Genomic DNA, 26,437 nt, shown 5'->3' on the forward strand with positions numbered 1-26,437 from the left:
TGATGATGCGCAATACGTTTCGGGTGATCGCGGCACGGTTGACGATGCTGGCGAGCGACGAGTCCGGCATGTCTACGGTCGAGTACGCCATCGGCACGATTGCGGCCGCGGCGTTCGGGGCGATCCTGTACACGGTCGTGACCGGGGACTCGGTTGTGTCCGCGCTCAACCACATCATCGGTCGTGCGTTGAGCACCAAGGTCTAGCCGGCAGTGCGGGTTCCAGCACCGTCGAGGCGGCCTTCGCGATCTCTGCCCTGGTGGTGGTGCTCGTGCTGTGCCTGGCCGGGCTCACCGCGGTGTCGATGCAGGTGCGCTGTGTCGACGCGGCACGTGAAGCGGCCCGCTTGGCGGCGCGCGGCGACCACCGCAACGCCGTGGCAGTGGCGCGACAAATGGCGCCACCGGGTGCGCAGGTTCGGCTGGAACATCAAGGTGGTTATCTGGTCGCTACCGTCGTGGCGCGGTCAAAGCTGTTGCCTGCGCTGGATATCGCTGCCAGAGCGGTATCGGCGGAGGAGCCGGGATGATCGCGGCTCGGTCACGGTGGTCGCCGTTGCCGCGGTCGCTGTATTGCTGTTCGTCACGGCCGCGGGGGTCTACCTCGGGTCGGTGGTGGCGGCGCGTCATCGGGCGCAGGCGGCGGCCGACCTCGGTGCCCTGGCCGGGGCCGCCGCGCTGCCGCAAGGGGTTTCGGTTGCCTGTGCGCGCGCGACGTCGGTCGTCCGCCAGATGCGGGTTCGCGATGTGGAGTGCACGGTGCAAGACCTCGACGTGGTCGTGAGCGTCGAAGTGGCCGTGCCTGCGGTGGGCGCCGCACGGGCCGCTGCGCGGGCGGGACCGGTGCGCTGACCGAGCGCCGCAGTTCAGTCCGGCGCATGGTCGGCCACGATGCCGGTCGTCTAGTCCGTCGAAAATCCCGCCGCAGCCACTTCTTCCTCAGTCGGCAACCTCAGCGAGATGAGCCCGGCGAAGGTTTCGGGTTCCAGTTCCACCCTGTTGACGGTGACGTGTACCGGCACCCACTCGGTGTCATTGCCCGGCAGCCGAAGCACTCGACTGGTCGCGCCGTCGGCGAATTCCTGTGTCATCGAGCGTAATACAGCTTCGTCATCAGGATGGACGCGTTGCTTGCCCTCATTGCCGCGCCAGTCGTAGAACGAGCACGGCTCGTCCAGCCATTTCAGCAACGTCCAGTTCTTGAGGTCGACGAGCGCGCGATGCACGCCCGCCTGCGCCAGGCCGTTGAGTATCCGCTGGGCCAGGTCGTCGGCGACGACCGGCGGGCCTGTGCGTTCTGCGCGCCAGTTCATCGCGCGGGCCACCAAGTGGTCACGGCCGTCGGGTCCCGGCTCCAGCGCGCTGCGGGCGGTGAAGCCGATCCGGATGGGATTTCCCTCCCAGTCCGTCAGATCCCAAGTACTGCATAGTGTTTGACCCGGCTCGGCCTTTACCGCCATGGCCAGGACTTTGGTTTCGTTGGGGTTGAGCTCCCGGGATGGCAGGTCCTCGGCGAAGGCTCTGCCGTAGGTGACCTCGGCCTCGGCGTTCTTACCACTGTTGGCCAGTGACTCCGGCGTATCGGTGGCCACTCCGCACGTCAGGTCCCACTTCAACGGGCCCACCACGGGTCGCTCAGGCGGTTCCTCGTCGATCGGTCCGGTCCACACGTGCACGCCGTGCATGCGGCCGTCCGACATCATCACCGGTTCGGTGCGGATGACCCGGTCGCTCTTGGGGGTGATGCTGGTCAGCGCCTGTCCGGTCTGCACCGACTCGGCAATAGCCGTCTTGACGGCCGCAAGGTTGGGGCTGCGGCGCAGAAAGTTGGTGATCGGTACGAGGTTCTTGAGTTGCCGTCCCTGCGCTACGACGGCGGGTTCGTCCCCCAGCGTCTCCACGAGCAACCAGTCGTGGCTCATAGGGTGCAGCTTAGGCGATCGCATGTCGCCTCGTTGACAGGGCGGGGTGTGGTACGCGGCACCTTCGCTTCGGGTGCGCGGATGCGAATTGCTGCGGAATCTCGTTGCAGTCAAGGGAGATACAGCAGGTTGTCTTCGGTTACTGCCCATCGATCCCGGTCTGCCCGAGCAGCTGACCACCGGCGCCACCGAGTCCGCCGGCTCCCGTCGACGCTGGGCCGAAACCACCGTTGCCGCCATTACCTCCGTTGCCGATCAGCCCCGCGTTGCCGCCGTTACCGCCGTGGTAGCCGACAAAACCGATGGTCGGCACGTTGCCGCCGGCACCCCCGTTGCCCCCGTTGCCGATCAGCCCCGCGTTGCCACCGTTGCCCCCCGGGCCGCCGCCGGTCTGGTTGCCGTCGCCGCTGGCGCCACCTGCTCCACCGTTTCCGTAGAGCGTTCCCGCACTGCCGCCGTCGCCCCCGGCGCCGCCGAACAGGCCCACCCCTCCGGCGCCGGCGGACCCACCGTTGCCGATGTTTCGCGCGCCGCCGCCCGACCCTCCCGCGCCGCCGTGTTGGCCCACTCCGCCGGCACCGCCGGTGCCGCCCGGGCCGACAAGCATTCCGCCGGTACCGCCCGTCCCGCCATTGCCGCCGAGTGGCCCGCCGGGGGTGCCGCCACCGGCTCCGCCGCTGCCCCCGGCGCCGAACAGTCCCACGGCATTGCCGCCGCCACCGCCTGCGCCACCGCTGCCGAACGCCGAACTGCCACCCTGGCCGCCCGTTCCGCCGTCCCCGTAGAACAGGCCACCGTCTCCGCCCCCGCCGCCGGCACCCGCGCTGCCGCTAGTTGCGCTGCCGCCGGCCCCGCCGACGCCGCCGTCGCCGACCAGGCCGGCCTGGCCCCCGGTGCCTCCCGTGCCACCGGTGCCACCACCGCCGGCGAAGCCGCCCAGGCCGCCGACACCTCCGTTGCCGGACAGCAGCCCGCCGTTTCCACCAGTTCCACCGTGGCCGCCCATCGCGCCCTGCCCGCCCGAACCGCCGACCCCGCCGTCGCCGAAGAGTCCGCCCGCACCGCCCGTACCCCCGTTGCCGCCACCGGGTGTGCCATTACCGCCGGTGCCGCCGGTGCCGCCGTTACCGAACAGCCCACCGGGGCCACCGGCCCCACCCGCGCCGCCGGCCAGCAGGCCGTTGCCGCGGCCGCCGGTGCCGCCTGTGCCCCCGGTGCCGAACAGCCCAGCGGCACCCCCGGCGCCGCCGGCCCCCACGACGACCGACTCCACGAAACCGCTGGTTCCGCCGCCCGTACCGCCGGCACCGCCCTGGCCGAACAACAGTCCGCCGGTGCCGCCAGCGCCGCCCGTCCCCGCCACTCCAAGCAGTGCCGCCCCGCCCGCGCCGCCGGCGCCGCCGGTTCCGAACAGCCCGGCGGCCCCGCCCTTGCCTCCGTTCTGGTTGTAAGCGCCGGAACCGCCGGCCCCGCCGTTGCCGAACAGCAGTCCGCCATCCCCGCCGTGAAGGCCGCTTCCGGGCGCGGCGTTGGCTCCGTTACCGATCAGCGGGCGGTTCAGCAGTGCCTGGGTGGGCGCGTTGATCACGTTCAGCACCGCCTGAAGTGGCGAAGCGCCGGCCGCCTCAGCACCGGCATACGACGTCGCGGCAGACCCGAGCGTCTGCACAAACCGTTGATGGAGCGCCGAGACGTCAGCGCTGAGCGCCACAAACTCCCGGGCGTGTGTGCCGAACAGGGCCGCGACTGTGGTCGACACCTCGTCCTCGGCCGCGGCCACAATCGAAGCGGTGTGGGCGGCGGCGATGGCATTGGCAGCACCGATCCGGGATTCGATATGGGCCAGATCCGCTGTCGCAGTTGTGAGTAGGTCGGGAGCGAGAATCAGATACGACATGTCTGCCTTCCGGGCGAGAGACGCAGGTGAGCTTGCGGGGGAATCCTGACGGCGGCGTCAAATCCGTTGTGCGAAGGGCATTTGCGCCTACAGTCGACAGGTGGCCGGCCGTCGGTTGAGCGGCGTGGTAGGTATTTTCGGCGGGCGCAACACGCGTCCCCACGGCTGTGCGGTTTGTCATACCGTCAGAAGGATTTTGCTCGAAATTTTTTCGTGAAATGGCCCACTTGTGTGTTGCGTTCGCGGCTCGAACCCGGGTACGTTGCTGCTGCATTCGCGTTTTGGCTGTGCGACCTCGGACTGTGTTGTCGATCGCATAAAGCAGATCCGTGGAGGTCGACCGTCGAGGGGTCGGTCGCCGTCCACCGGATTGCGCAACGCAATCCGTGTTCGAGATCACGCCGATCGTCTTCCATTGCTGATCGGGCAGCATGGAATACGTTGCATCGCAAGGCGTCTCGACAGGGGTGGCTTCCTGGTAGGGCGGCTTCGGAAGGGTCGGCCGGATGTGGCGGTCTGTGCGACCCGGTCGTTGTCGCCCGCAATGCCGTGGTACATGGTTTTTCCGCCATTCAAATCGTTGACGGTTGCTTTCCCGACGCAAATTAGCAAACGGCGGGACCGGTGACGACCACTCGAAATCGCAATTCAAGCTTTATTTCACAATTGCTCAAACTTTCTGTCCGCCAGGGGAGTTCACTACAGTGCCGGCCGTATGCCGCGCTTGATCACCCGGAGATACGGCCGGTGTGTTTGATGTTTACTGTTGCGGGCCGATTCGGCCGGCTGACAGTCCGCCGGAGCCAGAGGCGCGCCGGATGACGGCCGCCCCGTTCGCGCCATCCATCAGACCGGCGCCGCGGATGCCGTCGAGCCAAACGCCGTTGCGTGCGCCGGCGCCGGACCGGTCGTTTGAGCCGTCGGAGTCGACCAGCCGGCTCAGCAGTCCTCCTGAAGCGCCGGTTCTGACAGCACTCGCCGGCCAACCGGCGGCAGGCTCGCTCACCATGGCGGCGCGAAGCAACAGTCCCCCGCTGCCGCAGTTCCCGCCGGGCGTACCGCCTTCGGCGGACGAGCCGGTGCCCTGGCCCTTGGCGGCAGTACCGCCTACCGGCGCAACCGCTGTGCCCGGACGCGGATTCGCGGTGCGGCCGCGGATCGCATCGGCAGCGGACGCGACTCCGCTGGGGACCGGGGGCGCCGCGGTAGCCGCCTTGACCGTTTCACCGACGCCGACCGGGGCGGCCTCCGGTACGGCACCGAGGCCTTGACGCATTTGAGCGGCGTTGGCCGACTCGGCCGATGCGTAAGAATTCGCGTCGGCGCTGAGTGCCTGGACGAACTGGTTGTGGAATTTCGCGGCCTGGGCACTGAGAGCCTGATAGCCCTGGGCATGCCCCGAGAAGAACGCAGCGACCGCGGCCGATACCTGGTCGCTGGCGGCGGCTGAGACGGCCAATGTCGGGGCCGCCGCGGTTGCGTTGGAAGCACTGAGCGTTGAACCGATACCGGCAAGATTGCGAGCCGCTGCCACCAAGCGGTCGGGCGCCGCGTTCACAAACGACATGACACCTCCCAATCGGTCTACAACGACAGACTCGGCCAGTGTCTGTTTTCCCTCGCCGTGCAGCGATGGATATGAGCACCGTAGCGCCTTTTCCGGAAAATGAAACCACTGAATTTTCGAGATTCCCGCCGGGCGTCCGGCGCTCGCTCAAGACAACCCGTCCAGCCCGGCCTGACCCCACGCCTTGCCGCCGGGGCCCCCGATGCCGGCCAATCCGATGATGTCGCCGGTCCCGCCATTTCCGCCGTTGCCGCCGCCGCCGAACCACCCGGCAGCCCCGCCGGAGCCGCCGATTCCTCCGATGGAGCGGCTGGCCGGACCGCCGGCGCCACCGGCGCCGCCGAAGCCCAACCACGTCCCGCCGGCCCCGCCCCTACCGCCGTCACCGGACTGATCAGAGATGCCGAAGCCACCGGCCGCGCCGGCGCCACCGCCGCCGAGCAGACCGGCGGCGCCGCCGGCGCCACCGACGCCGCCTTTCTGGAGATAGGTGTTTCCGCCGGCGCCGCCGGCGCCACCACTGCCGAACAGCCGCGCACCGGCGCCGCCGTTGCCGCCGGCACCACCGGGTTTGAACTCGGGTCCGTGCGTCGACCCACCCGCACCGCCGGCCCCGCCGTCGCCGAAAACCAGACTGCCGTTGCCGCCGGCCCCGCCGGCCCCGCCCGCTTCGTTCTCACCGGGCCCGCCGAACCCGCCGGCCCCACCCGAGCCGCCCAGCAGCCCGGCATCGCCGCCCCTGCCACCGATGCCACCCGAGCTGATGCCGAACCCCGCGTCGCCGCCGGCACCCCCGCCAGACAGCGGGCCGAGCAGTCCGCCCGTTCCACCGGCCCCGCCGGTGCCACCGATGCCGATTCCAGTGAGGCAGAGGCCGCCAACGCCACCCCGTCCACCGGCGCCGAACAGGCCGCCGGCGCCGCCGGCGCCCCCGACCCCACCGATGCCGCCAACCTCACCGAGGAAGTTGTGCCCACCTCCACCCATGCCTCCGATTCCGCCATTACCGGAAATCCATCCGCCGGCGCCGCCGGCGCCGCCCGTTCCGCCGGTGCCGGTCGGAGGCGCAGCGCCGCTCCCACCGTTGCCTCCGGTGCCGAACAGTCCGGCTGCCCCGCCCGCGCCGCCGTTCAGTCCACTGCCACTCTCTGCCGCTCCGCCGGCACCGCCATCACCAAGCAGCCATCCGCCGGCAGTGCCGTCAGCCCCGCTACCCGCCGCACCTGGTGTGCCGTTGCCGATCAACGGGCGTCCGGTCAGCGACTGCACGGGCGCGTTGATCGCGCGGAGTATCTGCTGCTGCACGACGTGCACCGGGTCGCCACTGGGCAAGGCGTTGAAGCCGTCCAGACCCAGCACCGTCCCACCGGTACCGCCGGTGCCGGCGACCGTACCGGTGCCGGCGTTGCCGCCATTGCCGATCAGTACCGCATCTCCGCCATTGCCGTCGTTGCCGGCGTTGCCGATGCCACCCTCGCCGCCCGCGCCGCCGGCGCCGCCGTTGCCGAACAGCAGACCACCGTGGCCGCCGTCACCACCTGCGCCACCCGGGCCGCCATATCCCCATACACCCCCGCCGCCGAAGCCACCGGCGCCGCCGCTTCCACCGAAGCCGATCAGACCGCCGCTGCCGCCGGACCCGCCGGCACCGCCGCCGCTGAAGTAGCTGGATCCGCCGTCCCCGCCGGCACCCCCGGTGGAGAACAGCAGTCCGGCATTGCCGCCTGCGCCGCCCCGACCAGCATTCGTGATCGCGTCACCGCCCTGCCCGCCGGCACCACCGTGACCGAACAGCTGACCTGCGTTTCCGCCCGCGCCGCCGACGCCGCCGTTGCCGCCGTAACCGCCGGCCCCGCCCGACCCGCCGGACCCGGCGACTAACCCGCCGGCCCCTCCGGCGCCCCCGGCGCCCCCGCTGGCGCCGCTGTAACCGCCGGCACCGCCGTTTCCGCCGCTGGCTCCTACCAGCCCGGAGAGTAGTCCGCCGGCTCCGCCCGCGCCGCCGGTCCCGCCGTTGTCGTAGCTGCCTTGCCCGCCGGTACCGCCGGCTCCTCCGCCACCGAACAATCCGCCTGCCCCGCCCGCGCCGCCATTGCCGCCGTAGCCGCCACCGCCCGCCATCGCGCCGGCTCCACCGGCGCCGCCGTTGCCCCAGAGCCACCCGCCGTTTCCGCCGTTCCCGCCGACCCCGCCGGCCCCGCCACCAGGCATTGCGGACGTGCCCCCCGCACCCCCGGCGCCGCCGGCGCCGATCAGGCCGGCTGAACCACCTTTGCCGCCGTTCTGGCTGGTATTGGGCGCGCCGGCCCCACCGGCACCGCCACTGCCGATCAGCCACCCGCCGTCCCCGCCATCGAGCCCGCTGCCGGGGGCCGCGTTCGCGCCGTTGCCGATCAGCGGCCGCCCGGTGGCCGCCTGAATCGGCGCGTTGACGGCGTCCAGTACCGACTGCAGCGGCGAGACATTGGCCGCCTCGGCTCTGGCGTAGCTGTCGGCACTCGAATTGAGGGTCTGCACAAACTGGTCGTGAAACGTCATCAGCTGCGCGCTCAGCCGTTGATAGGCGCGCCCATGCCCGGAAAACAGCTCGGCCAGCGCCGCCGAGATCTCATCGGCGCCCGCGGCCACCACCGACGTCGTCGCGGATGCTGCCGCCGCGTTCGCCGACAGCAGCGACGAACCGATCCGTGCCGCGTCAGTTGCTGCTGCCGCCACCGCCTCTGTGCCAGCCAGTACGTACGACATTGCTTCGATCCCCTTTGCGCCAGTGCGGCCGGTACTCCGGTTATCACCGTTGCTCAGCAGGGGCCGCTGCACCCTCGGTCAAGAGGCGGGTTCGCGGTACGAAATTTCTTCCCCCTATTGGGGGAGCACAACTCACTCAAACCGACCGAGCGCACCCAGCACCAGGCGCAGCACCTGCACCGCACCCGCCTTGTCCAGCGGATCGTTGCCGTTGCCGCACTTGGGCGACTGCACACACGAAGGGCAACCGTTCGGGCATTCACACGCCTGGATCGCCGCGGCGGTGGCCCCCAGCCAGGTGTCGGCCCGGTGAAAACCGCGTTCGGCGAACCCCGCGCCGCCCGGATGGCCGTCGTAGACGAACACCGTCGGCAGACCTTCTGGGCCGAGCGCGGTCGACAGCCCGCCGATATCTCCGCGGTCGCAGCTTGCCACCAACGGCAGCAGTCCGATGGCGGCATGTTCTGCGGCGTGCAGCGACCCCGGCACGCGCGGCAACTCAATGCCGTTGCGCTCCAATGCCTCCGGATCGATGGTGTACATCACTGCCATCGTCGGCAGCGAATGCTGCGGCATGCTGAGTTCGACGAAGTCGATCACTTCGCCGTTTCCGCGCCGGCGCAGATACCCGACCACCTGGTGGGTGACGGTCACCGGCACCAGACCCAGGGTGACCGGGCCGAAGACGGAACGCTCGCCCTGCCCGGTCACCGCGATGTCGGTGACCTCCCGCGCGAACGTGGCGTATCCGGGATCCTCGGCGTGGACGAACGCGATGCCCTCCTCGAGATCGAGAGAGTCGACGACGTAGCTCTCGCCCTGGTGCAGATAAACCGCGCCCGGATGGATGGAGGCCGGAGCCTGCCCGACGCCGGTGTTGCCCAGCAGGCGCCCGGTGTCGGATTCGACGATCACGATCTGGCCACCGATGGAACCCCGAATATCAACCGCACCATGGGGTTCCATCCCCGGCGCTGGAAAATACCTGCTGCCCCGCCGTTTCAGCAGGCCGTCGTCGACCAGTCCCTCGGCCACCTCCACCGCGTCCAGCGACCGTACCTCGGCCTCCTCGAGCGGCAGTTCGGTTGCCGCGCAGAGAAGTTGCGGACCGAGGATGTAGGGGTTGCGCGGGTCGATGACGACCCTTTCCACCGGCTTGTCCAGCAATGCGGACGGGTGGTGCACGAGGTAGGTGTCCAACGGGTCGTCGCGGGCGATGAGCACCACCAGTGCACCCTGGCCGCGCCGTCCCGAGCGCCCGGCCTGCTGCCAGAACGACGCGACCGTTCCGGGAAACCCGGCCAGCACCACCGCGTCCAGGCCCGCGATGTCGACTCCGAGCTCCAGCGCATTGGTGGTGGCCACCCCTCGCAAGCGGCCTTCGGCCAACGCGTTCTCCAGCGCCTTGCGGTCCTCGGCCAGGTATCCGGCGCGGTAGGACGCCACCGTCGAAACCAATTGCGGTGCAGTGTCACTCAGGCGCGCTTGTGCGCCGAGCGCGGTCAGCTCTGCCGCCCGTCGCGACCGCACGAACGTCAAAGTCTGGGCGCCCTCGACCATCAGGTCGGCCATCACCCGGGATGCCTCGGCCCCCGCGGATCGCCGAACGGGGGCCCCGTTCTCGCCCACCAGGTCGGTCAGCAGGGCCGGCTCCCACAAGGCGACGGTGCGGCCCCCCTGGGGCGAGCCGTCCTCGGTGACCTCGGTCACCGGCTGGCCGATCAGCTCGGTCGCCGTGGTACCGGGGGAATCTGTTGTGGCGCTTGCGAAGACGACAGTCGGGTAGGACGAATAACGCGCGCACAGGCGTAACAGGCGACGTAGCACCATCGCTACGTTGGAACCAAAAACACCTCGGTAGTAATGACATTCGTCGACCACCACGAACTTCAGGCCGCGTAACAGCACCGCCCACCGGGCGTGGTTGCGCAGGATCGACAGGTGGATCATGTCGGGATTGGAGAAGATCCAGCGCGAGCGCTCGCGGGCGAAGCGCCGCACTTCGGTGGGGCTGTCGCCGTCGTAGGCAGTGGGCGCGACGTCGGTCAGGGCAGCGGCGGTGACCAGCGCCTGGGCGGCGCGCAGTTGATCGTGGCCCAGCGCCTTGGTGGGGGACAGGTACAGCACCCGGGCCCTCGGATCACTGGCCAGGGCGTTGAGCACCGGCAGCTGATAGGCCAGCGACTTGCCCGACGCGGTGCCGGTGCTCACCACCACATGACGACCGGCGTGCGCCAGCTCGGCCGCCTGCACCTGATGCGACCACGGCGCTGCGATTCCCCGGTCGTTGAATGCGTGCACCACCTCGGGCCGTGCCCAGTCCGGCCAGCCCTGTGGCCGGCCGGGGCGGGGCGGCAGCTCGGCGGTGTGACGCAGAGGTTGCTCGTCGACCGCGGTACCGGCAAGCGCGGCGGCAAGCAGCTCACTGCCGAAACTTGCCATCAGCTACCTTTCTCGGCCCCGCCGCGGCCGGGTGCGGCCCCCGGTGATGACGCTGACGTAAATTGAGCCGCCATTCGGCGGTCTGTCTGGGCCTAGAGACTGTCGCCGACGCGTTGAACATGGTTGACTGAGTGCGGTCGCAGCTTCTGTGTTCGTGTAAAACTTTCGCAGGATCGACGTTGCGGTCGCGGTTCCTGCGAGGTTATCTGTCGGGTGAAGTTCCGGCGACTCCGCGAGGTATGGCGGTCGCGGCTGGCCCGGGGCATCGAAAGGCGGCGCCCCGCACCCAGAAAGAAAAGGAAAGATCGAGAGATGCCACAGGGAACTGTGAAGTGGTTCAACGCGGAGAAGGGCTTCGGCTTCATCGCCCCCGAAGATGGATCCGCGGATGTGTTTGTCCACTACACGGAGATCCAGGGGACGGGCTTCCGCACCCTCGAAGAAAACCAGAAGGTCGAGTTCGAGATCGGCCACAGCCCTAAGGGCCCCCAGGCCACCGGAGTCCGCTCGCTCTGATTCGAGCAGATTCCCAAACGGAACCCCCGGAGCAGTCCGGGGGTTTTCGTTTCTGGGGCACCGGTACCGGACCGCCGCGCCGACGCGGACCCGCCGTGGGTCCGCTCGCTGGCCTACTGTCTGTGGCGTGAGCCAGCTTTCCTTCTTCGCCGCGGAGTCCGTGCCGCCCGCGGTCGGGGACTTGTGCGGGCTGCTGGCGGCACCGGGCCAGATTGTGCTGGTGGGCGCCGGTGCGAGGCTGTCGGTGGTCGTCGACGAATCCTGGCGTGCTTCGGCATTGGCCGACATGATCCGGGCGGCCGGCCTGGTTGCCGAGATCACCCGGACCGACGAAGACCACCCGTTGGTGCGGACGGCGGCGGACCCCGCACTGCGCAGTCTCGCCACTGAATGGACGCGAGGCGCGGTGAAGACGGTTCCACCGCGCTGGTTGCCGGGTCCGCGTGAGTTGCGCGCCTGGACCCTGGCGGCGGGCAGCCCGGAAGCTGACCGTTATCTGCTCGGGCTGGACCCGCACGCGCCGGACACCCATTCACCGCTGGCATCGGCTCTGATGAGGGTCGGGATCGCGCCCACTTTGATAGGTACCCGCGGTGCCCGCCCCGCGCTTCGGATCAGCGGCCGACGAAGACTATCGCGCCTGGTAGAGAATGTCGGAGAGGCCCCTGACGGACCCGGTGCGGCAGCGCAGTGGCCCCGCGTCTGAGGGCCGGTCGCGACCCCCGTCCCGGCGGGCCGGTTTGCGCAGGCCCGCCCAAGGGTGCGAAATTGTCAGTTGCCCGCGGGGCGACGATAGGCGGCGTACCTAATGGTTGACCGGAAACCCGGAATATCAGGGAGCCGCCCTGTCATTGTTTCTGCGAGACGGTTCCGCCCAGGGACCGATACAGGAGATGGAGCGTAGGCGCAGTTGGTTGACCGGGCCCCCAGGAGGGCTAGCAGCGGCAGAAACGGCAGCACCCGGCGACTCGTGATCGTGGAGTCGCCCACCAAGGCGCGCAAACTCGCTGGTTACCTGGGATCCAATTACATTGTCGAGTCGTCTCGAGGGCACATCCGCGACCTGCCCCGGGCGGCCGCCGACGTGCCGGCGAAGTTCAAATCCGAGCCGTGGGCGCGGCTGGGGGTGAACGTCGACGCCGACTTCGAACCGCTCTACATCATCAGTCCGGAGAAGAAGAGCACGGTCACCGAGCTGAAAGGCCTGCTCAAGGACGTCGATGAGCTTTACCTGGCGACGGATGGTGACCGCGAGGGCGAAGCGATCGCCTGGCACCTGATGGAGACCCTCAAGCCCCGGGTCCCCGTCAAGCGGATGGTCTTCCACGAGATCACCGAACCGGCCATTCTCGAGGCCGCCGAAAACCCCCGCGACCTGGACATCGACCTGGTCGACGCGCAGGAGACCCGCCGCATCCTGGACCGGCTGTACGGCTACGAGGTCAGTCCGGTGCTGTGGAAGAAGGTGGCGCCCAAACTGTCGGCCGGCCGGGTCCAGTCAGTGGCGACCCGCATCATCGTGCAGCGCGAACGCGACCGGATGGCCTTCCGCAGCGCGTCCTACTGGGACATCCTGGCCAGGCTGGACGCCAGCGTGTCCGACCCGCAGGCGCAACCGCCCACTTTCGCCGCGCGCCTGACCAACGTGGACGGCCTTCGGGTCGCCACCGGCCGCGACTTCGACTCACTGGGCGTCTTGCGCAAGGCCGACGAAGTGGTAGTGCTCGACGAGGCGGCCGCGACGGCGCTGGCCACCAACCTGCAGGGTGCGCAGCTCAGCGTCGCCTCGGCCGACGAGAAGCCGTACACCCGCCGTCCGTACCCGCCGTTCATGACCTCGACGCTGCAGCAGGAGGCCGGCCGCAAGCTCCGGTTCTCCTCCGAACGCACGATGAGCATCGCGCAGCGGCTGTACGAGAACGGCTACATCACTTATATGCGTACCGACTCCACGACCCTGTCGCAGTCGGCCATCACCGCTGCCCGCAACCAGGCGCGGCAGCTCTACGGCGAGGAGTACGTGTCGCCGTCGCCGCGCCAGTACACCCGCAAGGTGAAGAACGCCCAGGAGGCGCACGAGGCCATCCGGCCCGCCGGCGAGACGTTCGCGACCCCGGACGCCGTGCGCCGCGAGCTCGACGGTGACGAGTTCCGGCTCTACGAGCTGATCTGGCAGCGCACCGTGGCCTCGCAGATGGCCGATGCTCGGGGCACCACGCTGAGCCTGCGGATCGAAGGCCGCGCCGGTGAGCAGCAGGTGGTGTTCTCCGCGTCCGGGCGCACGCTGACCTTCCCGGGCTTCCTCAAGGCTTACGTGGAAACCGTCGACGAACTGGCGGGAGGCGAGGCCGACGACGCCGAGCGCCGGCTGCCCAACCTGACGCCGGGGCAGCGGCTGGCCGCCATCGAGCTGACACCGGACGGCCACTCCACCAACCCGCCCGCGCGCTACACCGAGGCGTCGCTGGTGAAGGCGCTCGAGGAGCTGGGCATCGGCCGCCCGTCTACCTACTCGTCCATCATCAAGACCATTCAGGACCGCGGCTACGTGTACAAGAAGGGCAGCGCCCTGGTGCCGTCCTGGATCGCCTTCGCCGTGATCGGGTTGCTGGAACAGCATTTCGGCCGGCTGGTCGACTACGACTTCACCGCGGCGATGGAGGACGAGCTCGACGCTATCGCCTCCGGCAACGAGCGACGTACCAACTGGCTCAACAACTTCTATTTCGGCGGCGACCATGGTGTGCCCGACTCGGTGGCCCGCTCCGGCGGCCTGAAGAAGCTCGTCGGTGTCAACCTTGAAGGCATCGACGCTCGAGAAGTCAACTCCATCAAAGTGTTTGACGACGCCGAGGGCCGCGCCGTCTACGTGCGCGTCGGCAAGAACGGGCCGTATCTGGAACGCACCGTGACCGGTGACGATGGTGAACCGACCCCGCAACGGGCCAACCTCAACGACTCGCTGACTCCCGACGAGCTGACCCTAGAAGTGGCAGAGGAGCTGTTCGCCACTCCCCAGGAGGGACGGGTATTGGGCGTGGACCCGCAGACGGGCCACGAGATCGTGGCCAAGGACGGCCGATACGGGCCGTACGTCACCGAGGTGCTGCCGAAGTCCGAGGGCGACGACGGCGGCGCCGGGGCCGGGGCGAAGAGAGGCAAGAAGCCCACCGGACCCAAGCCGCGCACCGGTTCGTTGTTGCGCACCATGGACCTTCAGACGGTGACTCTCGAGGACGCGCTGAAGCTGCTGTCGCTGCCGCGGGTGGTCGGTGTAGACCCCGCCTCCGGCGAGGAGATCACCGCCCAGAACGGGCGCTACGGCCCATATCTGAAGCGCGGCACCGATTCTCGTTCCCTGGCGACCGAGGATCAGATGTTCACCATCACCCTCGACGAAGCGCTCAAGATCTACTCCGAGCCCAAACGTTCGGGGCGCCAGGCGGCTTCGGCGCCTCCGCTGCGTGAGCTGGGCAACGACCCCGCTTCGGGCAAGCCGATGGTGATCAAGGACGGCCGTTTCGGCCCGTATGTCACCGACGGTGAAACCAACGCGAGCCTGCGTAAGGGCGATGACGTCCTGTCCATCACCGACGAGCGGGCTGCCGAGTTGCTGGCCGACCGGCGGGCCCGCGGGCCGGTGAAACGGACCGCGAAGAAGACCGCCCGCAAGGCTCCCGCGAAGAAGGCTCCGGCCAAGAAGGCCGCCAAGCGGAGCTAGCGGCTCACGTCGCTGGATACCTCTTGCGAGTCGCGGGCACCGGCTTCCGGCTCGGTCAGTTTCAAGGGGCGCGCCAACTGGGTGGGCGCGGCGCGGCCGCGCAGAAAGACCACCTCACCCACGTCCCAGCACAGTGCCTCGGCGTCCAGCGCGCCGCTGACGGCGATCGCGGACGCCAGCACGTGGCCCGCCTCGAGCTTGGCCAGCTCGGTGAGCCGGGCGGCCTCATTGACCGGGTCGCCGATGACGGTGTACTCGAAGCGTGCCTGCGCCCCGATGTGGCCGGCGATGGCGCGGCCCGCTGAAACGCCGATGCCGAACTCCGCGGATCCCAGCACCGGGATGAGCTCGTCGTGCAACTCGCGGGCGGCGGCCAGCGCGGCCCCCGCGCCGTCGGGGTGCTCGATCGGGGCGCCGAAGATCGCCAGCGCGGCGTCGCCCTGGAACTTGTTGACGAACCCGCCGTGCCGGCCGACCGTGTCTACCACTACCCGGAAGAATTCGTTGAGCAGATGCACCACCTCGACCGGCGGTCGTGACGCGGCCAGCTGGGTGGAGCCGACCAGGTCCACGAACAGCACCGCGACGTCGCGCTCCTGGCCGCCCAGCTCGGTGCCCCGCTCGAGCGCCCGCCGGGCCACGTCCTCGCCCACGTAGCGGCCGAACAGGTCGCGAAGCCGTTGCCGTTCGGACAGGTCGCGCACCATGTCGTTGAAGCCGGACTGCAGCAGGCCCAGCTCACTGGCGTCATAGATCTGCATGTGCGCGTTGTAGTTGCCGCGCTGCACCTCCGAGAGTGCCCAACGGAGCTGGCGCAGCGGGTCGGCGATCGACATGGACACCAGCAGCGTGCTGGCCGCCCCGATGCCCAGGGCCGCCAGGGCCAGCAGCAGGATCGGGTTGAACAGCTTCTCCGGGGAGGCGTGCAGTAGCGCGATCTTGTCGGAGACGACCGCCAGGACGATCGCCAGCAGCGGGACGGCCGTGGACAGCACCCAGGTCAGCATCAGGCGCAGGATGACGCCGGGCGCCTGCACGCTCTCGGGTACGCCGCTGCGCAGCGCGGCGACGGCGACGGGACGCAGTACCCGTTCGGACTGCAGGTAGCCGATGATCGCGGTCGCGGTGGCGCCCAGCGCGGTAGCGACCACCACCACCGGCGCGGCCTGGCGGGCCACCGACCAGCTGGCCATGATGAATACGATGCTCCCGACAGCCCAGGACGCCGCGCTGGTCAAGGTGCGGTAAAAGGGCATCCGCAGAGCGCGGGTGCGGGCCAGTTCGGTGGTGGACGGGTCGGCTTCGACCAGCAGATTGTCGCGGCGTTGCCACCGGAACACCGGGACCAGCAGCTTGAGATTCCAGGCGAACCCGGCGAAGAACAGGAAGATCACCGAGCTGATGAAGATCGCGACGTTCAGCTTCGGCAGGTCGCCCAGCTCGATCCGGTCATGCGGCGGCAGCCCGTAACGCAGGAACCCGAGCACGAACAGGCCTCCGATGATGTCGGCCTGCAGCATGCTCAGCGAAAACACGGGCCACGGCGTGCGCACCACCCAGCGGGCGAATGCGCTGATTCGCCGGGGGAGTGTCGCTGCCGTGGTCACGCTCCCACCGTATCGGTCACCGGGGACTCGTCGGAAACTAAAAATATCCCTGGCACGTCGCGCGACGTGGGCGAAAGTTGCCGAAAGATCACGGATTTATCGCAAAACGGATGCTGATCGGTCTCTGTCGGGAGGCCTTACTACTGTTGCCGATGATGACCGGGGTGTTTACGCGGCTGGTAGGCCAGCAGGCGGTGGAAGCCGAACTGCTCGCCGCCGCCAGGTCCGCACGCGGTGATTCCCGGAGTGATCAGGGTCACGCAGCACCCGGCGCCGGGAATATGACACATGCATGGCTGATCACCGGTCCGCCGGGTTCGGGCCGTTCGGTGGCCGCCCTGTGCTTCGCGGCGGCGCTGCAGTGCACGTCAGACGACGAACCGGGGTGCGGGGGTTGCCGCGCCTGCACGACGACGATGGCGGGCACCCACGCCGACGTGAGGCGGGTCATTCCCGAGGGCCTGTCCATCGGCGTGGACGAGATGCGTGGCATCGTCCAGGTCGCGTCCCGTCGTCCCACCACCGGTCGTCACCAGATCGTGGTGATCGAGGACGCCGACCGGTTGACCGAAGGCGCCGGCAACGCGCTGTTGAAGGTCGTCGAGGAACCGCCGCCGTCAACGGTCTTCCTGCTGTGCGCGCCTTCGGTGGACCCCGAGGACATCGCTGTCACGCTGCGCTCCCGGTGCCGGCACGTGGCGCTGGTGACACCACCGACCGAGGCGATCGCACAGGTGCTGATCGACGGCGACGGTCTGGACGCCGACACCGCCGGCTGGGCAGCGTCCGTCAGCGGCGGGCACGTCGGGCGGGCGCGCCGGCTGGCCACCGACCCCGAGGCCCGGCAGCGTCGTCAGCAGGCGCTGGAGCTGGTTCGCGACGCCGCGCGGCCGGCCCGCGCCTACACCGCTGCCGAGGAACTGGTGGCCGCCGCCGAAGCTGAGGCGCTGGCGCTCACCGCCGGACGGGCCGAGGTCGAGACGGAGGAACTGCGCACCGCGCTGGGAGCCGGTGGCACCGGGAAAGGCGCGGCTGGGGCGATGCGCGGTGCGGCGGGGGCGATCAAAGACCTGGAGCGACGGCAGAAATCCCGCCAGACCAGGGCCTCGCGCGACGCCCTGGACCGGGCGCTGATCGACCTGGCCACGTATTTCCGGGACGCGCTGGTGGTCTCGGCGCACGCGGGTCACGTCCGCGCGAATCACCCCGACATGGCCGAGCGGGTGGCGTCGCTGGCCGGCCACGCCACCCCCGAGCGGCTGCTGCGCTGCATCGAAGCCGTGCTGGAGTGCCGGGAAGCCTTGGCGATCAACGTCAAGCCCAAGTTCGCCGTCGACGCCATGGTTGCCACCATCGGTCAGCAACTGCGTTAGACTCGTGCCGCCCGCGAGGGCACGCCGCCTTAGCTCAGTCGGTAGAGCGATTCACTCGTAATGAATAGGTCAGGAGTTCGATTCTCCTAGGCGGCTCCACGGCTCGACCTCCCACGCCGGATTCATCAAATGCCGGATGCGCCGGTTTCTGACGTCCATAATCAGGAGTCGTTCCGACGGGTCAGGGGGAGGACACCGAATGTCGCAGCTGGTCGTGGCGCCAGGGTCGCTGACGACGGGGACAGCGGACGTCGACGGCGTTGCCTCGGGCCTCGACGCGGCGCGGCTGGCCGCTGCCCGGCCGACCACCGCCCTTGCCGCTGCCGCGGCCGACGAGATCTCGACGGCGGTGGCAGAGCTGTTCGCCGGATACGGACAGCAGTTTCAGGCGCTCGGCGTGCAAACCCGAACGTTGCTGCAGCAGTTCGGGCAGTCGATCCAGGCGGCGGCGGAGTCATATGCGGCTGCCGAGGCCACGAACTCGGCGCTGATGGATGCGACCGGGTTCATCCGCCGCCAGTTCGCCATCTACGACTTCAGCGACCCACGCGGCTGGGCCGCGTTAATCCTGGACTACACCTGGGGCGCCCCGGGCACGGCATTGGGCTACGGCGTGCAGATCGTCAACGAGTTCACGCCGAACTCCAACTACGACCCGGCGCTGAGCGCACTGGCCGGCTCGCACGTCTACCGCGGCGGTATCGGCCTGTCCGGGTATGCCACCACGTTCGGCAACGTCACCAGCAATCTCGGCTACAGCCCGAAGGCCGCGGACCTCATGCTCAACCACGAAGCGCTGCATGTCTGGCAGAACAGATTGTTCGGCCCGCTGTTCTCGGCCAGCTACTCCGCCTGGACCACGGGCGGCACCCTCGTCGCGAACGGATACTGGTTGCTGCACCCCGAAGAAGACCTGTCCCGCGTGATCACGACGATCGCTTACTACGACAATCCCTGGGAGACATGGGCTTACCGCAACGACCACGCCTGGCCGCCGCCCGGGGCCATTCCTGCGCTGCTCTGGCCCTCCTAGGCGAACTCGGGCCGGCGTTTGTTGAGGAACGCGTCGATGCCCTCCTGGCCGTCGGCGCTACCGGCGCATGCTGCGATCATCCGCCCTTCGATCTCCATCTGTTCCTCCAGGCCGTTGCTGAAACTGAGCAGCAGCAGCTTTTTCACTGATGAACTGGAAAGCTTTGCGGCAGAACTCATTTGCGCGGCAAGAGCGTCGGCGCGGCCGACCAGCGTGTCATCGGGCACCACCTCGGTGACCAGTCCCCACTGCGCCGCTTCCGCTGCCGAGAGCCGCCGGTTGGTCAACATCAGCTCTTGGGTGCGCCGCACCCCGACGAGCCGCGGCAGGTAGTAGGACGAGCTGCCGTCGGGGCTCAGCCCCGCCTTGGTGTAGGCCATCGTGAAGCTCGCCGATTCGGCGGCCAGCACGAGATCGCCGATCAGCGCGAGACTGAATCCGGCTCCGGCCGCCGCGCCGTTGACGGCGACGATGAGGACCGCGTCCATGCGGGCGAACGTCGAGACCGCCCGATGCAGGTCATCGGCCAGGCCCTTCACGAACCGGCCCGGACCCAGCGGCGAGCGTGCCATGGCGCCCAGATCTCCGCCGGCGCAGAAGAACCGGCCGTTGCCGGTGAGTAGCACGACCTTCGTCCCGGCGACATCGCAGCGGCTCGCCGCATCCATCAATTCGCGGCCCATCACGTCGTTGATGCTGTTCGCCGCGTCCGGCCGGTTGAGCGCGATCCGTGTCACCGGCCCGTCTTGGGCGAAGTCGAGGGTCTCGTAGCGAGTCATGACTGGGATGCTAGCCAGGCGGGGACGGCTCAGCCGTTGGGCCCGGGCAGGCCGACCGCGCCGAAGACGACGCCCTTGGCGCCGCCGGGCCCGCCGGTTCCGCCGGACGGGACGCCGAATGGCGGACTGGGCACGCCACCGGCCCCTCCGTTGCCGCCGGTGCCGATCACCTTGGCTGAGCCACCGGCCCCGCCATTGCCGCCGTCACCGCCGGACCCGGTCACGCCGCCGATTCCGCCCGCGCCGCCGCCGCCGGCGTTCCCGCCGGTACCCACCCAGCCGGCGTCACCGCCCGCTCCGCCGGCGCCACCGTTGCCTCCGACGCCGCCCGGGGAGGAGAAAGCCTCGCCGCCCTGGCCGCCGGAGCCGCCGACACCACCGTTGCCGTACACCAGACCCGCGGCCCCGCCCGCTCCGCCGATGCCGCCGTCACCGCCCACCCCGCTGCCGTCCGCCGCGCCACCCAATCCGCCTGCGCCGCCGTTGCCGCCGCCGCCGAACAGGAACCCGCCCTGACCCCCCGCGCCGCCACCGCCGCCCGTCGCGCTCAGTGCGCCGATTCCGCCCGCGCCGCCGGCACCGCCGAAGCCGATGACCCGGGCAACCCCGCCGGCACCGCCGTTACCCCCGCCCAGCCCTCCCGATCCGCCTAGGCCACCATTGCCCAGCAGCCATCCGCCGGCGCCGCCGGCGCCGCCGGCAGCGCCACTACCGCCGATCCCGCCCACACCGCCGTTGCCGATCAATCCGGCCTCTCCGCCTGCACCGCCCGCCTGCCCCGCCCCACCGGGCGCCCCGTTCCCGCCATTGCCGATCAGCAGCCCGCCCGCCCCGCCGGCCCCGCCCGGCGTCGTCGCGTCGGCGCCGTTGCCGATCAGCGGGCGCCCGAGCAACGCCTGGGTCGGCGCATTGATGAGGTCGAGCACCGGCTGCAGCGGTCCGGCGTTGCTGGCCTCCGCGGACGCATAGGCCCCGGCACCTGAGGTCAGCAACTGCACAAACCGCTGGTGGAATGACTCGGCCTGGGCACTCAGCGCTTGATACTGCCGCGCGTAGCCGGAGAACAGCTCCGCCACTGCCGCCGACACCTCGTCGTTGCCGGCGGCCGGCACCGCCGAGGTGGGCAGCGCAGCGGACGCGTCGGCGGCGCGCAGCGCCGACCTGATGCCCGCCAGATCCGTTGCCGCCGAGGCCATCAGCTCCGGAACCGCGAACACGTGCGACAACGCTGCCCTCCCGCTCGGACTGATCGACAATCAGCGTATCGGCTTCGCTGGTCAGAACGTTTCATCCCGCCGCTCAGAGCGGCGCCAGAAATCCCACCGGTCCCGACGCCAGGCACAGGGAGAGCGCGGCGGTGGTGGCCCGGACCGTGATCGCGTCCCCGGCGCCGGGCAGCCGGGCGTAGACGCGGTTGAGTCCCGGATGCACCGGCACCTTGACCTCAGGTCCCTCGGACAGCGCCAGCGTCATCGAGCCGTCGCTGTTGCCCAGGTAGTTCAATTCGACGGTCCAGTCGGCGGGCAACAACGGGCCGTCCAGAACCAGTCGTGCCGGCTGGTCGGGCTGGGCGAAGTAGCCGCACCGGGGTACCGGGCCCGGTGTGATGGTCCGCACCCAGGTCACCCGCGCGTCGACCAGCTGGCCCTTGCTGTTGAGCATCCGCAATTGTGTTGTGGCCGAGGTGAATTCGGGTCTGTCTCGCAGCAGTGCGAACATGTGGCTGGCCAGGTTCTCCGGCCAGGCGACCCGCTGCAGCACCAACGGATCGACTTCCTGGTCCAACAACGGGGTGTCGGCGGCCGCCAGCCCGGCCTGGGCGTTCTTCAGGTAGGGCTCGGCCGGGTTGTCCCGCCACGACGTCAGGAACGTCGCCGTCGAATACAGGCTGCTGGTCAGAAACGCCAGTGCCACAACAGATGTCAGCGCGGTACGGAGCCGCGACCAGTCCAGCCAACCGGACGACTCCCGGTTCGGTGCCGTGAACGCGATCGCGGCCAGCAGCGCGAGTACGAAGACCAGGTCCGGAAAATACCGAAGCGTCTGCGCGAGTTCCAAAGCGGTGAACCGCGACGACCGCATCAGATAGATCGGCACCTGGCAGGCGACCGCGTAACCGACCGCGGTGAGCCACACCAACCCGATGCGCTGCTTGCGTAACAGTGAAATGACCAGCGCCCCAAGCAGAACCGCCCAGCCCAGCAGCATCACCGCCGGAGGTGGCGTGGCCCAGGGCGAGGCCGGCGCCCAGCGGGCCCAGTCCCAGGGGCCGCCGGCCAGACCCGGCACTATGCCGTGGGTGATCGACCGTCGCAACAGCGCCCATGTCATCGCCAGGTCCGAACTCCAGCGCCGTTGATTCACCACCGTCAAATACAGCGCCACCCAGCCGGCGGTCAGTGCCAGCGACCCCACCCATAACCGGACGCCGCCGCGCCACGCCGTGCGCAATGCGGCGGCACCGGAAAGGTGACAGATCAGCGCCACCACCGCGAAGGCGACGAACGGGATCACCGCCGCCTTCTCGAAGAACAGCAGGCCACCGAAGTAGGCCAGCACACCGGTCACCGCGTAGCGCTGGTTGCCGGTACGGGCCAGTAACACGGCGTCGCCGCACACCCAGGCCAGCGCAGCCAGCATGGGCAGCGAGTTCAGCGCCGCCGACCACCAGGCGAACCCCGGTATCCCCAACGGGGTGAACAGTGCGAATGTCAGCGGAACCAGCAGCACCGGCCGCCAGCCCAGGATCACGTACAACGCCCGCAACAGCGCCAGCGACGCGAGCAACTGCAGCACCACGAGGCTGATCGCCGGCCACGTCCACACCAGCGGCGCCAGCCGGACGATCACCCCGGCCATCAGGAAGGCGCCCGGCATCACGTGCCCGTCGTGGTCGTCGAACAGGTACGACGGCGAAAGCAGGCCCTGGGTGCCGGCCCGGCCGATGAGAATCAAATCGTCCCAATAGAAGTAGCCGCGGAAGGCCAGCACGGCACGAACGACCAGCTGCGCGATGATCAGCGCGGCTGCCACCACGGCGACTCTGTATGGTGGGCCGGTGCGAGCACTGGTCACCGGGGCAGCCGGTTTCATCGGGTCGACGCTAGTCGACCGTCTCCTGGCCGACGGGCACACGGTGGTCGGCCTGGACAACTTCGCGACCGGCCGGGCGACCAACATCGAGCACCTGGCCGACAACCCCGAACACGTCTTCGTCGAGGCCGACATCGTGACATCGGACCTGGACGCCATCCTCGGTGAGCATCGGCCCGAGGTGGTGTTTCACCTGGCCGCGCAGATTGACGTCCGGCACTCGGTGGCCAACCCGCAGTTCGACGCGTCGGTCAATGTGATCGGCACCATCCGGCTGGCCGAGGCGGCCCAGCGCGCCGCGGTGCGCAAGGTGGTGCACACCTCCTCGGGTGGGTCCATCTACGGCGTGCCGCCGCAGTACCCGACACCCGAAACGGTGCCGACCGACCCTTTCTCGCCGTATGCCGCCGGGAAGGTGTCCGGGGAGATCTACCTGAACACCTTCCGGCACCTCTACGACCTGGACTGCTCGCATATCGCGCCCGCCAACGTCTACGGGCCGCGCCAGGACCCGCACGGTGAGGCCGGCGTGGTCGCGATCTTCGCCCAGGCCCTGTTGGAAGGCAGGCCGACCAAAGTCTTCGGCGACGGCTCCAACACCCGCGACTACGTGTTCGTCGACGATGTCGTCGACGCCTTCGTCAAGGCGTCCGGTGCGGCCGGAGGCGGGCAGCGCTTCAACGTCGGCACCGGTATCGAGACCTCGGACCGTCAGCTGCACACCGCCGTCGCGGCGGCGGTCGGCGGCCCGGACGACCCGGAGTTCCATCCGCCGCGGCTGGGCGACCTGAAGCGTTCATGTCTCGACATCGCCTTAGCTGCAGAGGTTTTGGGCTGGCGGCCACAGGTGGCTCTGGATGAGGGTGTGCGCCGTACTGTGGAGTACTTCCGGCAGCACAAGCACGCTTAGCTCTCGGGCGCCTGTGCTCCCTCGAGCGCGATCGCGCGGGCCAGCCGGGCGTAGCGCAGTTCCAGGTCTTTGAACCGCATATAGGTGCTGAGCGTGGTGAAGCTGAACGCCATGATCAGCCCGTAGAGCATCAGGTCGGTGCCGCGCCGCACCCCGAACCAGTGCGCCACCACCGTAGTGTCGTCCGGTCGCAGCACCGCGTATACCCCGAGCAGCACGAACAGGACGTAGCCCACCTTCACCCAAGCGCGTGCCCGCGCGCTGCGCCGCGACCGCAGCAGGAACACCAGCAACACGATGATCGACCCGATCAGCAACACCTGGATCCAGTTCATCGCCGCATCCTCCCTCGCAGGAATCCGTCGAAGATGATGTTGACGCCGTTGAGCAGCGGCTGCCCCTTCGACTTGGAGTATTCGGTGTAGAGCACCTCGACCGGCACTTCGGCCACCCGCCAATGGTTTTCGGCGATCATCATGACGATCTCGGTGGCGTGGCTCATTCCGCTCATGGTGATGTTCATCCCGTCGGCGACGGTCTTGTTGAACACCCGCAGGCCGTTGTTGGTGTCGGTGAGACCGAGCCGGCGGCCCCGGCGGCTCAGCCGCGCGGCCGTCTGCAACACCAACCGCTTGAGCAATGGCGGCCGGTTGGCGACCTGCCCGCCGAATCGGGTGCCGATCACGATGTCGACGTCGCCCTGGTTCAGCCGGTCGATCATCCTGACAACGTCCTTGACGCGGTGCTGGCCATCGGCGTCGAACGTGGCGAACACCCTGGCGCCGGACTGGATCCGGGCGTACTCGACGCCGGTCTGGATCGCCGCCCCCTGGCCCAGATTGATGGGATGACGCACCAGCACCGCACCGGCCTGCCGCGCGATCTCGCCGGTGCCGTCCGCGCTGCCGTCGTCCACGCACACGACGTGGTCGAAGGCGGTTCGCAGTTCGGCGACAACCTCGCCGATGACGACGGCTTCGTTGAAGGCGGGGACGATGATCCAGGCGTCGGAGTAATCCATTTTCAGGGCCATTTCAAGGCCAAAATTACACGCGTTCGCCGCGCCCGAGCGCGATCAGATGGACGGCGATTCCCACCATGGGACCGCACAGCAGACCGATGACGGTGCGCGTCTCCAGTGCTATCGGCAGCGCCAGCAGCAGCCCGGAGGCCACCGTGGCGCTGACCCACCCCAGCGAGTACGCGCGGTGCAGCGCAGCGGCCACCGACGCGGCGCCGGTGAGCGTCAGTAGCGCGATGGCCACCGCGGCGGCCGTCAACCAGGCCAGCAGCGCGCTACTGGCCTGATACTGCGCACCGAACGCGGAGCGCAACAACCACGGACCGATCAGGCCGGCTAGCAGCACTCCCAGCCCGCCGATGCCGCCGATGAGTAGGGCGGGTGAGATCAGGGCCCGCAACCGGTGGCTGCGTTCGTCGACGAAATGCGCGATCAGGTTGCCCTGCATTGCCGTCAGCGGGACCAACAGCGGCGCCCGGGTCAGCGTCACCGCCAGGATCACGACGCCGCCCTGGGCGCCCAGCTCGGTCGACGTCAGCTTGAGTAGCACCGGAAATCCCATGACCAGGATGGCGCTGGCCCCCGCCGCGGTGATCGAGTGGGCCGCACCACGCAGAAACGTCGCGGTGCTGCCGGGCGTCAGTACGCGCGCTGCTGTCCGTGCCGCAGGTGAGGAAACCAGGATGATCAGCCAGGCCACCGAGCCGGCAACCGTCGCCCACAGAAACCCGACCAGGCCCCAGCCGAGTACGAAGGTCGCCGTCGCGACCGCCACCCGGATGACGGCGTCGGTCACCATCAAGGCGCCGTACTGGCCCCACCGGTTGACGCCGGCCAGCGTGCCGAGCAGCGTCGCGTGCAGGCAGAACCCGGCCAGACCGACGCTGAGCAGCGCGACCGACAACCAGCGGTCCTCGACAAAGACCCGGCCGCTCCACAGCACCGCGCTGGCCGCGATCACGGAGGCTGAGGCCAGCCCGACCAGGCCGGCGACCCGCAGCGGATGGGTGCGGGCGCCGTCCGGGAGCACGTCCAGATACTGCATAGCGCGGACTTCCCGGGTCGTTTCCTGCAGCAGGCCGTTAGCGGCCCCGGTGACCAGCCCGAACGCGCCCCAGAAGACGCCGAAGATGGAGAAGCCGCTCGGCGCGAGGTCGCGCGCGGCGAGGTAGATCACCGCATAGCCGCACAGCGCGGTCACCGCCGTCGCGGTGCCAACCCGTGCGACACTGCCGCGCGCGATCGGTCCCACGGAGGCTCCGGTGGCTCCCGGGGTGCCCGCGCCGTCCGTCACCGTGGCGACACTATCGGACGGAAGCTTCAGTGCCCTTCGGCCTGGAATCGCTCTATCGAACGCTGAACCTCGGCCTCGGCCTCGGCCCGGCCGACCCAGTCGGCGGCTTCGACGAACTTGCCCGGCTCGTTGTCCTTGTAGTGCTCGAAGAAGTGCTTGATGTCGTTCAGCTCGTACGGGGGAACGTCGTCGATGTCTTGGACGTGGTCCCACCGGTGGTCACCGGCCGGCACGCACAACACCTTGTCGTCGCCGCCTTTCTCGTCGACCATGCGGAACATCGCCACCGGCCGCACCTCGATCAGCACCCCCGGGAACACCGGCTGGGGCAGCAGCACCAGCGCGTCCAGCGGGTCCCCGTCCTCACCGAGGGTGTCCTCGATGAAGCCGTAATCGGCCGGGTAGGCCATCGGGGTGTGGAGGTAGCGGTCCAAGCGCACGCGTCCGGTCTCGTGGTCGATCTCGTACTTATTGCGCTGACCCTTGGGAATTTCGATGGTCACGTCGAATTGCACGGG

Annotated in this window: 21 protein-coding genes, 1 tRNA gene and 1 pseudogene; 10 read left to right on the plus strand and 13 right to left on the minus strand. The window is 69.2% G+C overall.

What is annotated here, in order from left to right; all coding sequences use genetic code 11:
• The first annotated feature begins 5 nt into the window (after positions 1–5).
• From ACNQS7_RS22350 to ACNQS7_RS22360, 3 genes are read left to right on the plus strand one after another with little or no spacing between them, the layout of a single operon-like run.
• On the plus strand, positions 6–206 hold the full coding sequence (locus ACNQS7_RS22350) for a DUF4244 domain-containing protein (RefSeq protein ID WP_418014252.1): 201 nt from the start codon (positions 6–8) through the stop codon (positions 204–206).
• A gap of 41 nt (positions 207–247) precedes the next feature.
• Positions 248–529, plus strand: coding sequence for a TadE family type IV pilus minor pilin (locus tag ACNQS7_RS22355; RefSeq protein WP_418016101.1), 282 nt, complete (start codon positions 248–250; stop codon positions 527–529).
• 16 nt (positions 530–545) lie between these two features.
• A complete protein-coding gene (locus ACNQS7_RS22360; protein WP_418016102.1) occupies positions 546–851 on the plus strand; it encodes an Rv3654c family TadE-like protein in 306 nt (101 codons plus the stop codon).
• Positions 852–901: 50 nt separating this feature from the next.
• Here the strand turns inward: ACNQS7_RS22360 and ACNQS7_RS22365 are convergent, their stop codons facing one another.
• The 5 genes from ACNQS7_RS22365 to ACNQS7_RS22385 all read right to left on the minus strand — a co-directional run bounded on the left by ACNQS7_RS22365 (position 902) and on the right by ACNQS7_RS22385 (position 10,572).
• Positions 902–1,921: a PAS domain-containing protein gene (locus ACNQS7_RS22365; protein ID WP_418014253.1), complete on the minus strand. Its 1,020-nt coding sequence runs from the start codon at positions 1,919–1,921 to the stop codon at positions 902–904.
• Between the two features lie 139 nt (positions 1,922–2,060).
• On the minus strand, positions 2,061–3,818 hold the full coding sequence (locus tag ACNQS7_RS22370) for a PE family protein (RefSeq protein WP_418014254.1): 1,758 nt from the start codon (positions 3,816–3,818) through the stop codon (positions 2,061–2,063).
• A gap of 760 nt (positions 3,819–4,578) precedes the next feature.
• Positions 4,579–5,385: a PE family protein gene (locus ACNQS7_RS22375; RefSeq protein ID WP_418014255.1), complete on the minus strand. Its 807-nt coding sequence runs from the start codon at positions 5,383–5,385 to the stop codon at positions 4,579–4,581.
• A 147-nt stretch (positions 5,386–5,532) separates the two neighbouring features.
• Positions 5,533–8,130 carry a PE family protein gene (locus ACNQS7_RS22380; protein ID WP_418014256.1) on the minus strand — a complete coding sequence of 866 codons (2,598 nt, stop codon included), beginning with the start codon at positions 8,128–8,130 and terminating at the stop codon, positions 5,533–5,535.
• 132 nt (positions 8,131–8,262) lie between these two features.
• Positions 8,263–10,572, minus strand: coding sequence for a DEAD/DEAH box helicase (locus ACNQS7_RS22385; RefSeq protein ID WP_418014257.1), 2,310 nt, complete (start codon positions 10,570–10,572; stop codon positions 8,263–8,265).
• 312 nt (positions 10,573–10,884) lie between these two features.
• Between ACNQS7_RS22385 and cspA the strand changes: the two genes are divergently transcribed.
• From cspA to topA, 3 genes are all read left to right on the plus strand, one after another.
• The gene (gene cspA, locus ACNQS7_RS22390) at positions 10,885–11,088 is read left to right on the plus strand and encodes a cold shock protein CspA (RefSeq protein WP_003419650.1); all 204 of its coding nucleotides are present in this window, start codon (positions 10,885–10,887) and stop codon (positions 11,086–11,088) included.
• Between the two features lie 127 nt (positions 11,089–11,215).
• Positions 11,216–11,794, plus strand: a complete 579-nt coding sequence (locus ACNQS7_RS22395; protein WP_418014259.1) for a hypothetical protein — start codon at positions 11,216–11,218, stop codon at positions 11,792–11,794.
• A gap of 204 nt (positions 11,795–11,998) precedes the next feature.
• Positions 11,999–14,809 carry a type I DNA topoisomerase gene (topA, locus tag ACNQS7_RS22400; RefSeq protein ID WP_418014260.1) on the plus strand — a complete coding sequence of 937 codons (2,811 nt, stop codon included), beginning with the start codon at positions 11,999–12,001 and terminating at the stop codon, positions 14,807–14,809.
• On the opposite strand, the gene ACNQS7_RS22405 is transcribed toward topA, so the two are convergent.
• The gene (locus ACNQS7_RS22405; protein ID WP_418016103.1) at positions 14,806–16,461 is read right to left on the minus strand and encodes an adenylate/guanylate cyclase domain-containing protein; all 1,656 of its coding nucleotides are present in this window, start codon (positions 16,459–16,461) and stop codon (positions 14,806–14,808) included. The two genes, topA and ACNQS7_RS22405, sit on opposite strands and share 4 nt — an antisense overlap.
• Before the next feature lie 110 nt (positions 16,462–16,571).
• Here ACNQS7_RS22405 and ACNQS7_RS22410 point away from each other — a divergent pair, with 110 nt between their 5' ends.
• The 3 genes from ACNQS7_RS22410 (at position 16,572) to ACNQS7_RS22420 (ending at position 18,822) form a co-directional block, all read left to right on the plus strand.
• On the plus strand, positions 16,572–17,789 hold the full coding sequence (locus tag ACNQS7_RS22410) for a DNA polymerase III subunit delta' (RefSeq protein ID WP_418014261.1): 1,218 nt from the start codon (positions 16,572–16,574) through the stop codon (positions 17,787–17,789).
• Between the two features lie 23 nt (positions 17,790–17,812).
• A tRNA-Thr gene (locus tag ACNQS7_RS22415) sits at positions 17,813–17,888 on the plus strand.
• A 100-nt stretch (positions 17,889–17,988) separates the two neighbouring features.
• Positions 17,989–18,822 (plus strand): PE family protein, encoded by an 834-nt coding sequence (locus tag ACNQS7_RS22420; protein WP_418014262.1) that lies wholly within the window; start codon positions 17,989–17,991, stop codon positions 18,820–18,822.
• Here ACNQS7_RS22420 and ACNQS7_RS22425 read toward each other — a convergent pair.
• The 3 genes and pseudogenes from ACNQS7_RS22425 to ACNQS7_RS22435 all read right to left on the minus strand — a co-directional run bounded on the left by ACNQS7_RS22425 (position 18,819) and on the right by ACNQS7_RS22435 (position 22,694).
• Entirely contained in the window at positions 18,819–19,601 is a 783-nt protein-coding gene (locus ACNQS7_RS22425; protein WP_418014263.1) for an enoyl-CoA hydratase/isomerase family protein, read from the minus strand. The genes ACNQS7_RS22420 and ACNQS7_RS22425 overlap by 4 nt on opposite strands.
• A gap of 32 nt (positions 19,602–19,633) precedes the next feature.
• A pseudogene (locus ACNQS7_RS22430) lies at positions 19,634–20,827 on the minus strand (PE family protein); the annotation flags it as partial.
• A gap of 73 nt (positions 20,828–20,900) precedes the next feature.
• The gene (locus ACNQS7_RS22435) at positions 20,901–22,694 is read right to left on the minus strand and encodes a hypothetical protein (RefSeq protein ID WP_418014264.1); all 1,794 of its coding nucleotides are present in this window, start codon (positions 22,692–22,694) and stop codon (positions 20,901–20,903) included.
• Between ACNQS7_RS22435 and ACNQS7_RS22440 the strand changes: the two genes are divergently transcribed.
• The gene (locus ACNQS7_RS22440) at positions 22,660–23,604 is read left to right on the plus strand and encodes an NAD-dependent epimerase/dehydratase family protein (RefSeq protein ID WP_418014265.1); all 945 of its coding nucleotides are present in this window, start codon (positions 22,660–22,662) and stop codon (positions 23,602–23,604) included. The two genes, ACNQS7_RS22435 and ACNQS7_RS22440, sit on opposite strands and share 35 nt — an antisense overlap.
• On the opposite strand, the gene ACNQS7_RS22445 is transcribed toward ACNQS7_RS22440, so the two are convergent.
• The 4 genes from ACNQS7_RS22445 to ACNQS7_RS22460 are packed head-to-tail and all read right to left on the minus strand — an operon-like array spanning position 23,601 to position 26,434.
• Positions 23,601–23,939 (minus strand): DUF2304 domain-containing protein, encoded by a 339-nt coding sequence (locus ACNQS7_RS22445; RefSeq protein ID WP_055577009.1) that lies wholly within the window; start codon positions 23,937–23,939, stop codon positions 23,601–23,603. The two genes, ACNQS7_RS22440 and ACNQS7_RS22445, sit on opposite strands and share 4 nt — an antisense overlap.
• Positions 23,936–24,637: a glycosyltransferase family 2 protein gene (locus ACNQS7_RS22450; RefSeq protein ID WP_418014266.1), complete on the minus strand. Its 702-nt coding sequence runs from the start codon at positions 24,635–24,637 to the stop codon at positions 23,936–23,938. The genes ACNQS7_RS22445 and ACNQS7_RS22450 overlap by 4 nt, the downstream gene beginning before the upstream one ends.
• Positions 24,638–24,650: 13 nt before the next feature.
• Entirely contained in the window at positions 24,651–25,949 is a 1,299-nt protein-coding gene (locus tag ACNQS7_RS22455; RefSeq protein ID WP_418016104.1) for a hypothetical protein, read from the minus strand.
• The gene (locus tag ACNQS7_RS22460; RefSeq protein ID WP_418014267.1) at positions 25,946–26,434 is read right to left on the minus strand and encodes an inorganic diphosphatase; all 489 of its coding nucleotides are present in this window, start codon (positions 26,432–26,434) and stop codon (positions 25,946–25,948) included. Before ACNQS7_RS22460 ends, ACNQS7_RS22455 begins: the two co-directional genes overlap by 4 nt.
• Positions 26,435–26,437 lie beyond the last annotated feature (3 nt).

The sequence above is a fragment of the Mycobacterium sp. 23 genome (genome assembly GCF_048287075.1).
Classification (GTDB): Bacteria; Actinomycetota; Actinomycetes; order Mycobacteriales; family Mycobacteriaceae; genus Mycobacterium; species Mycobacterium gordonae_B.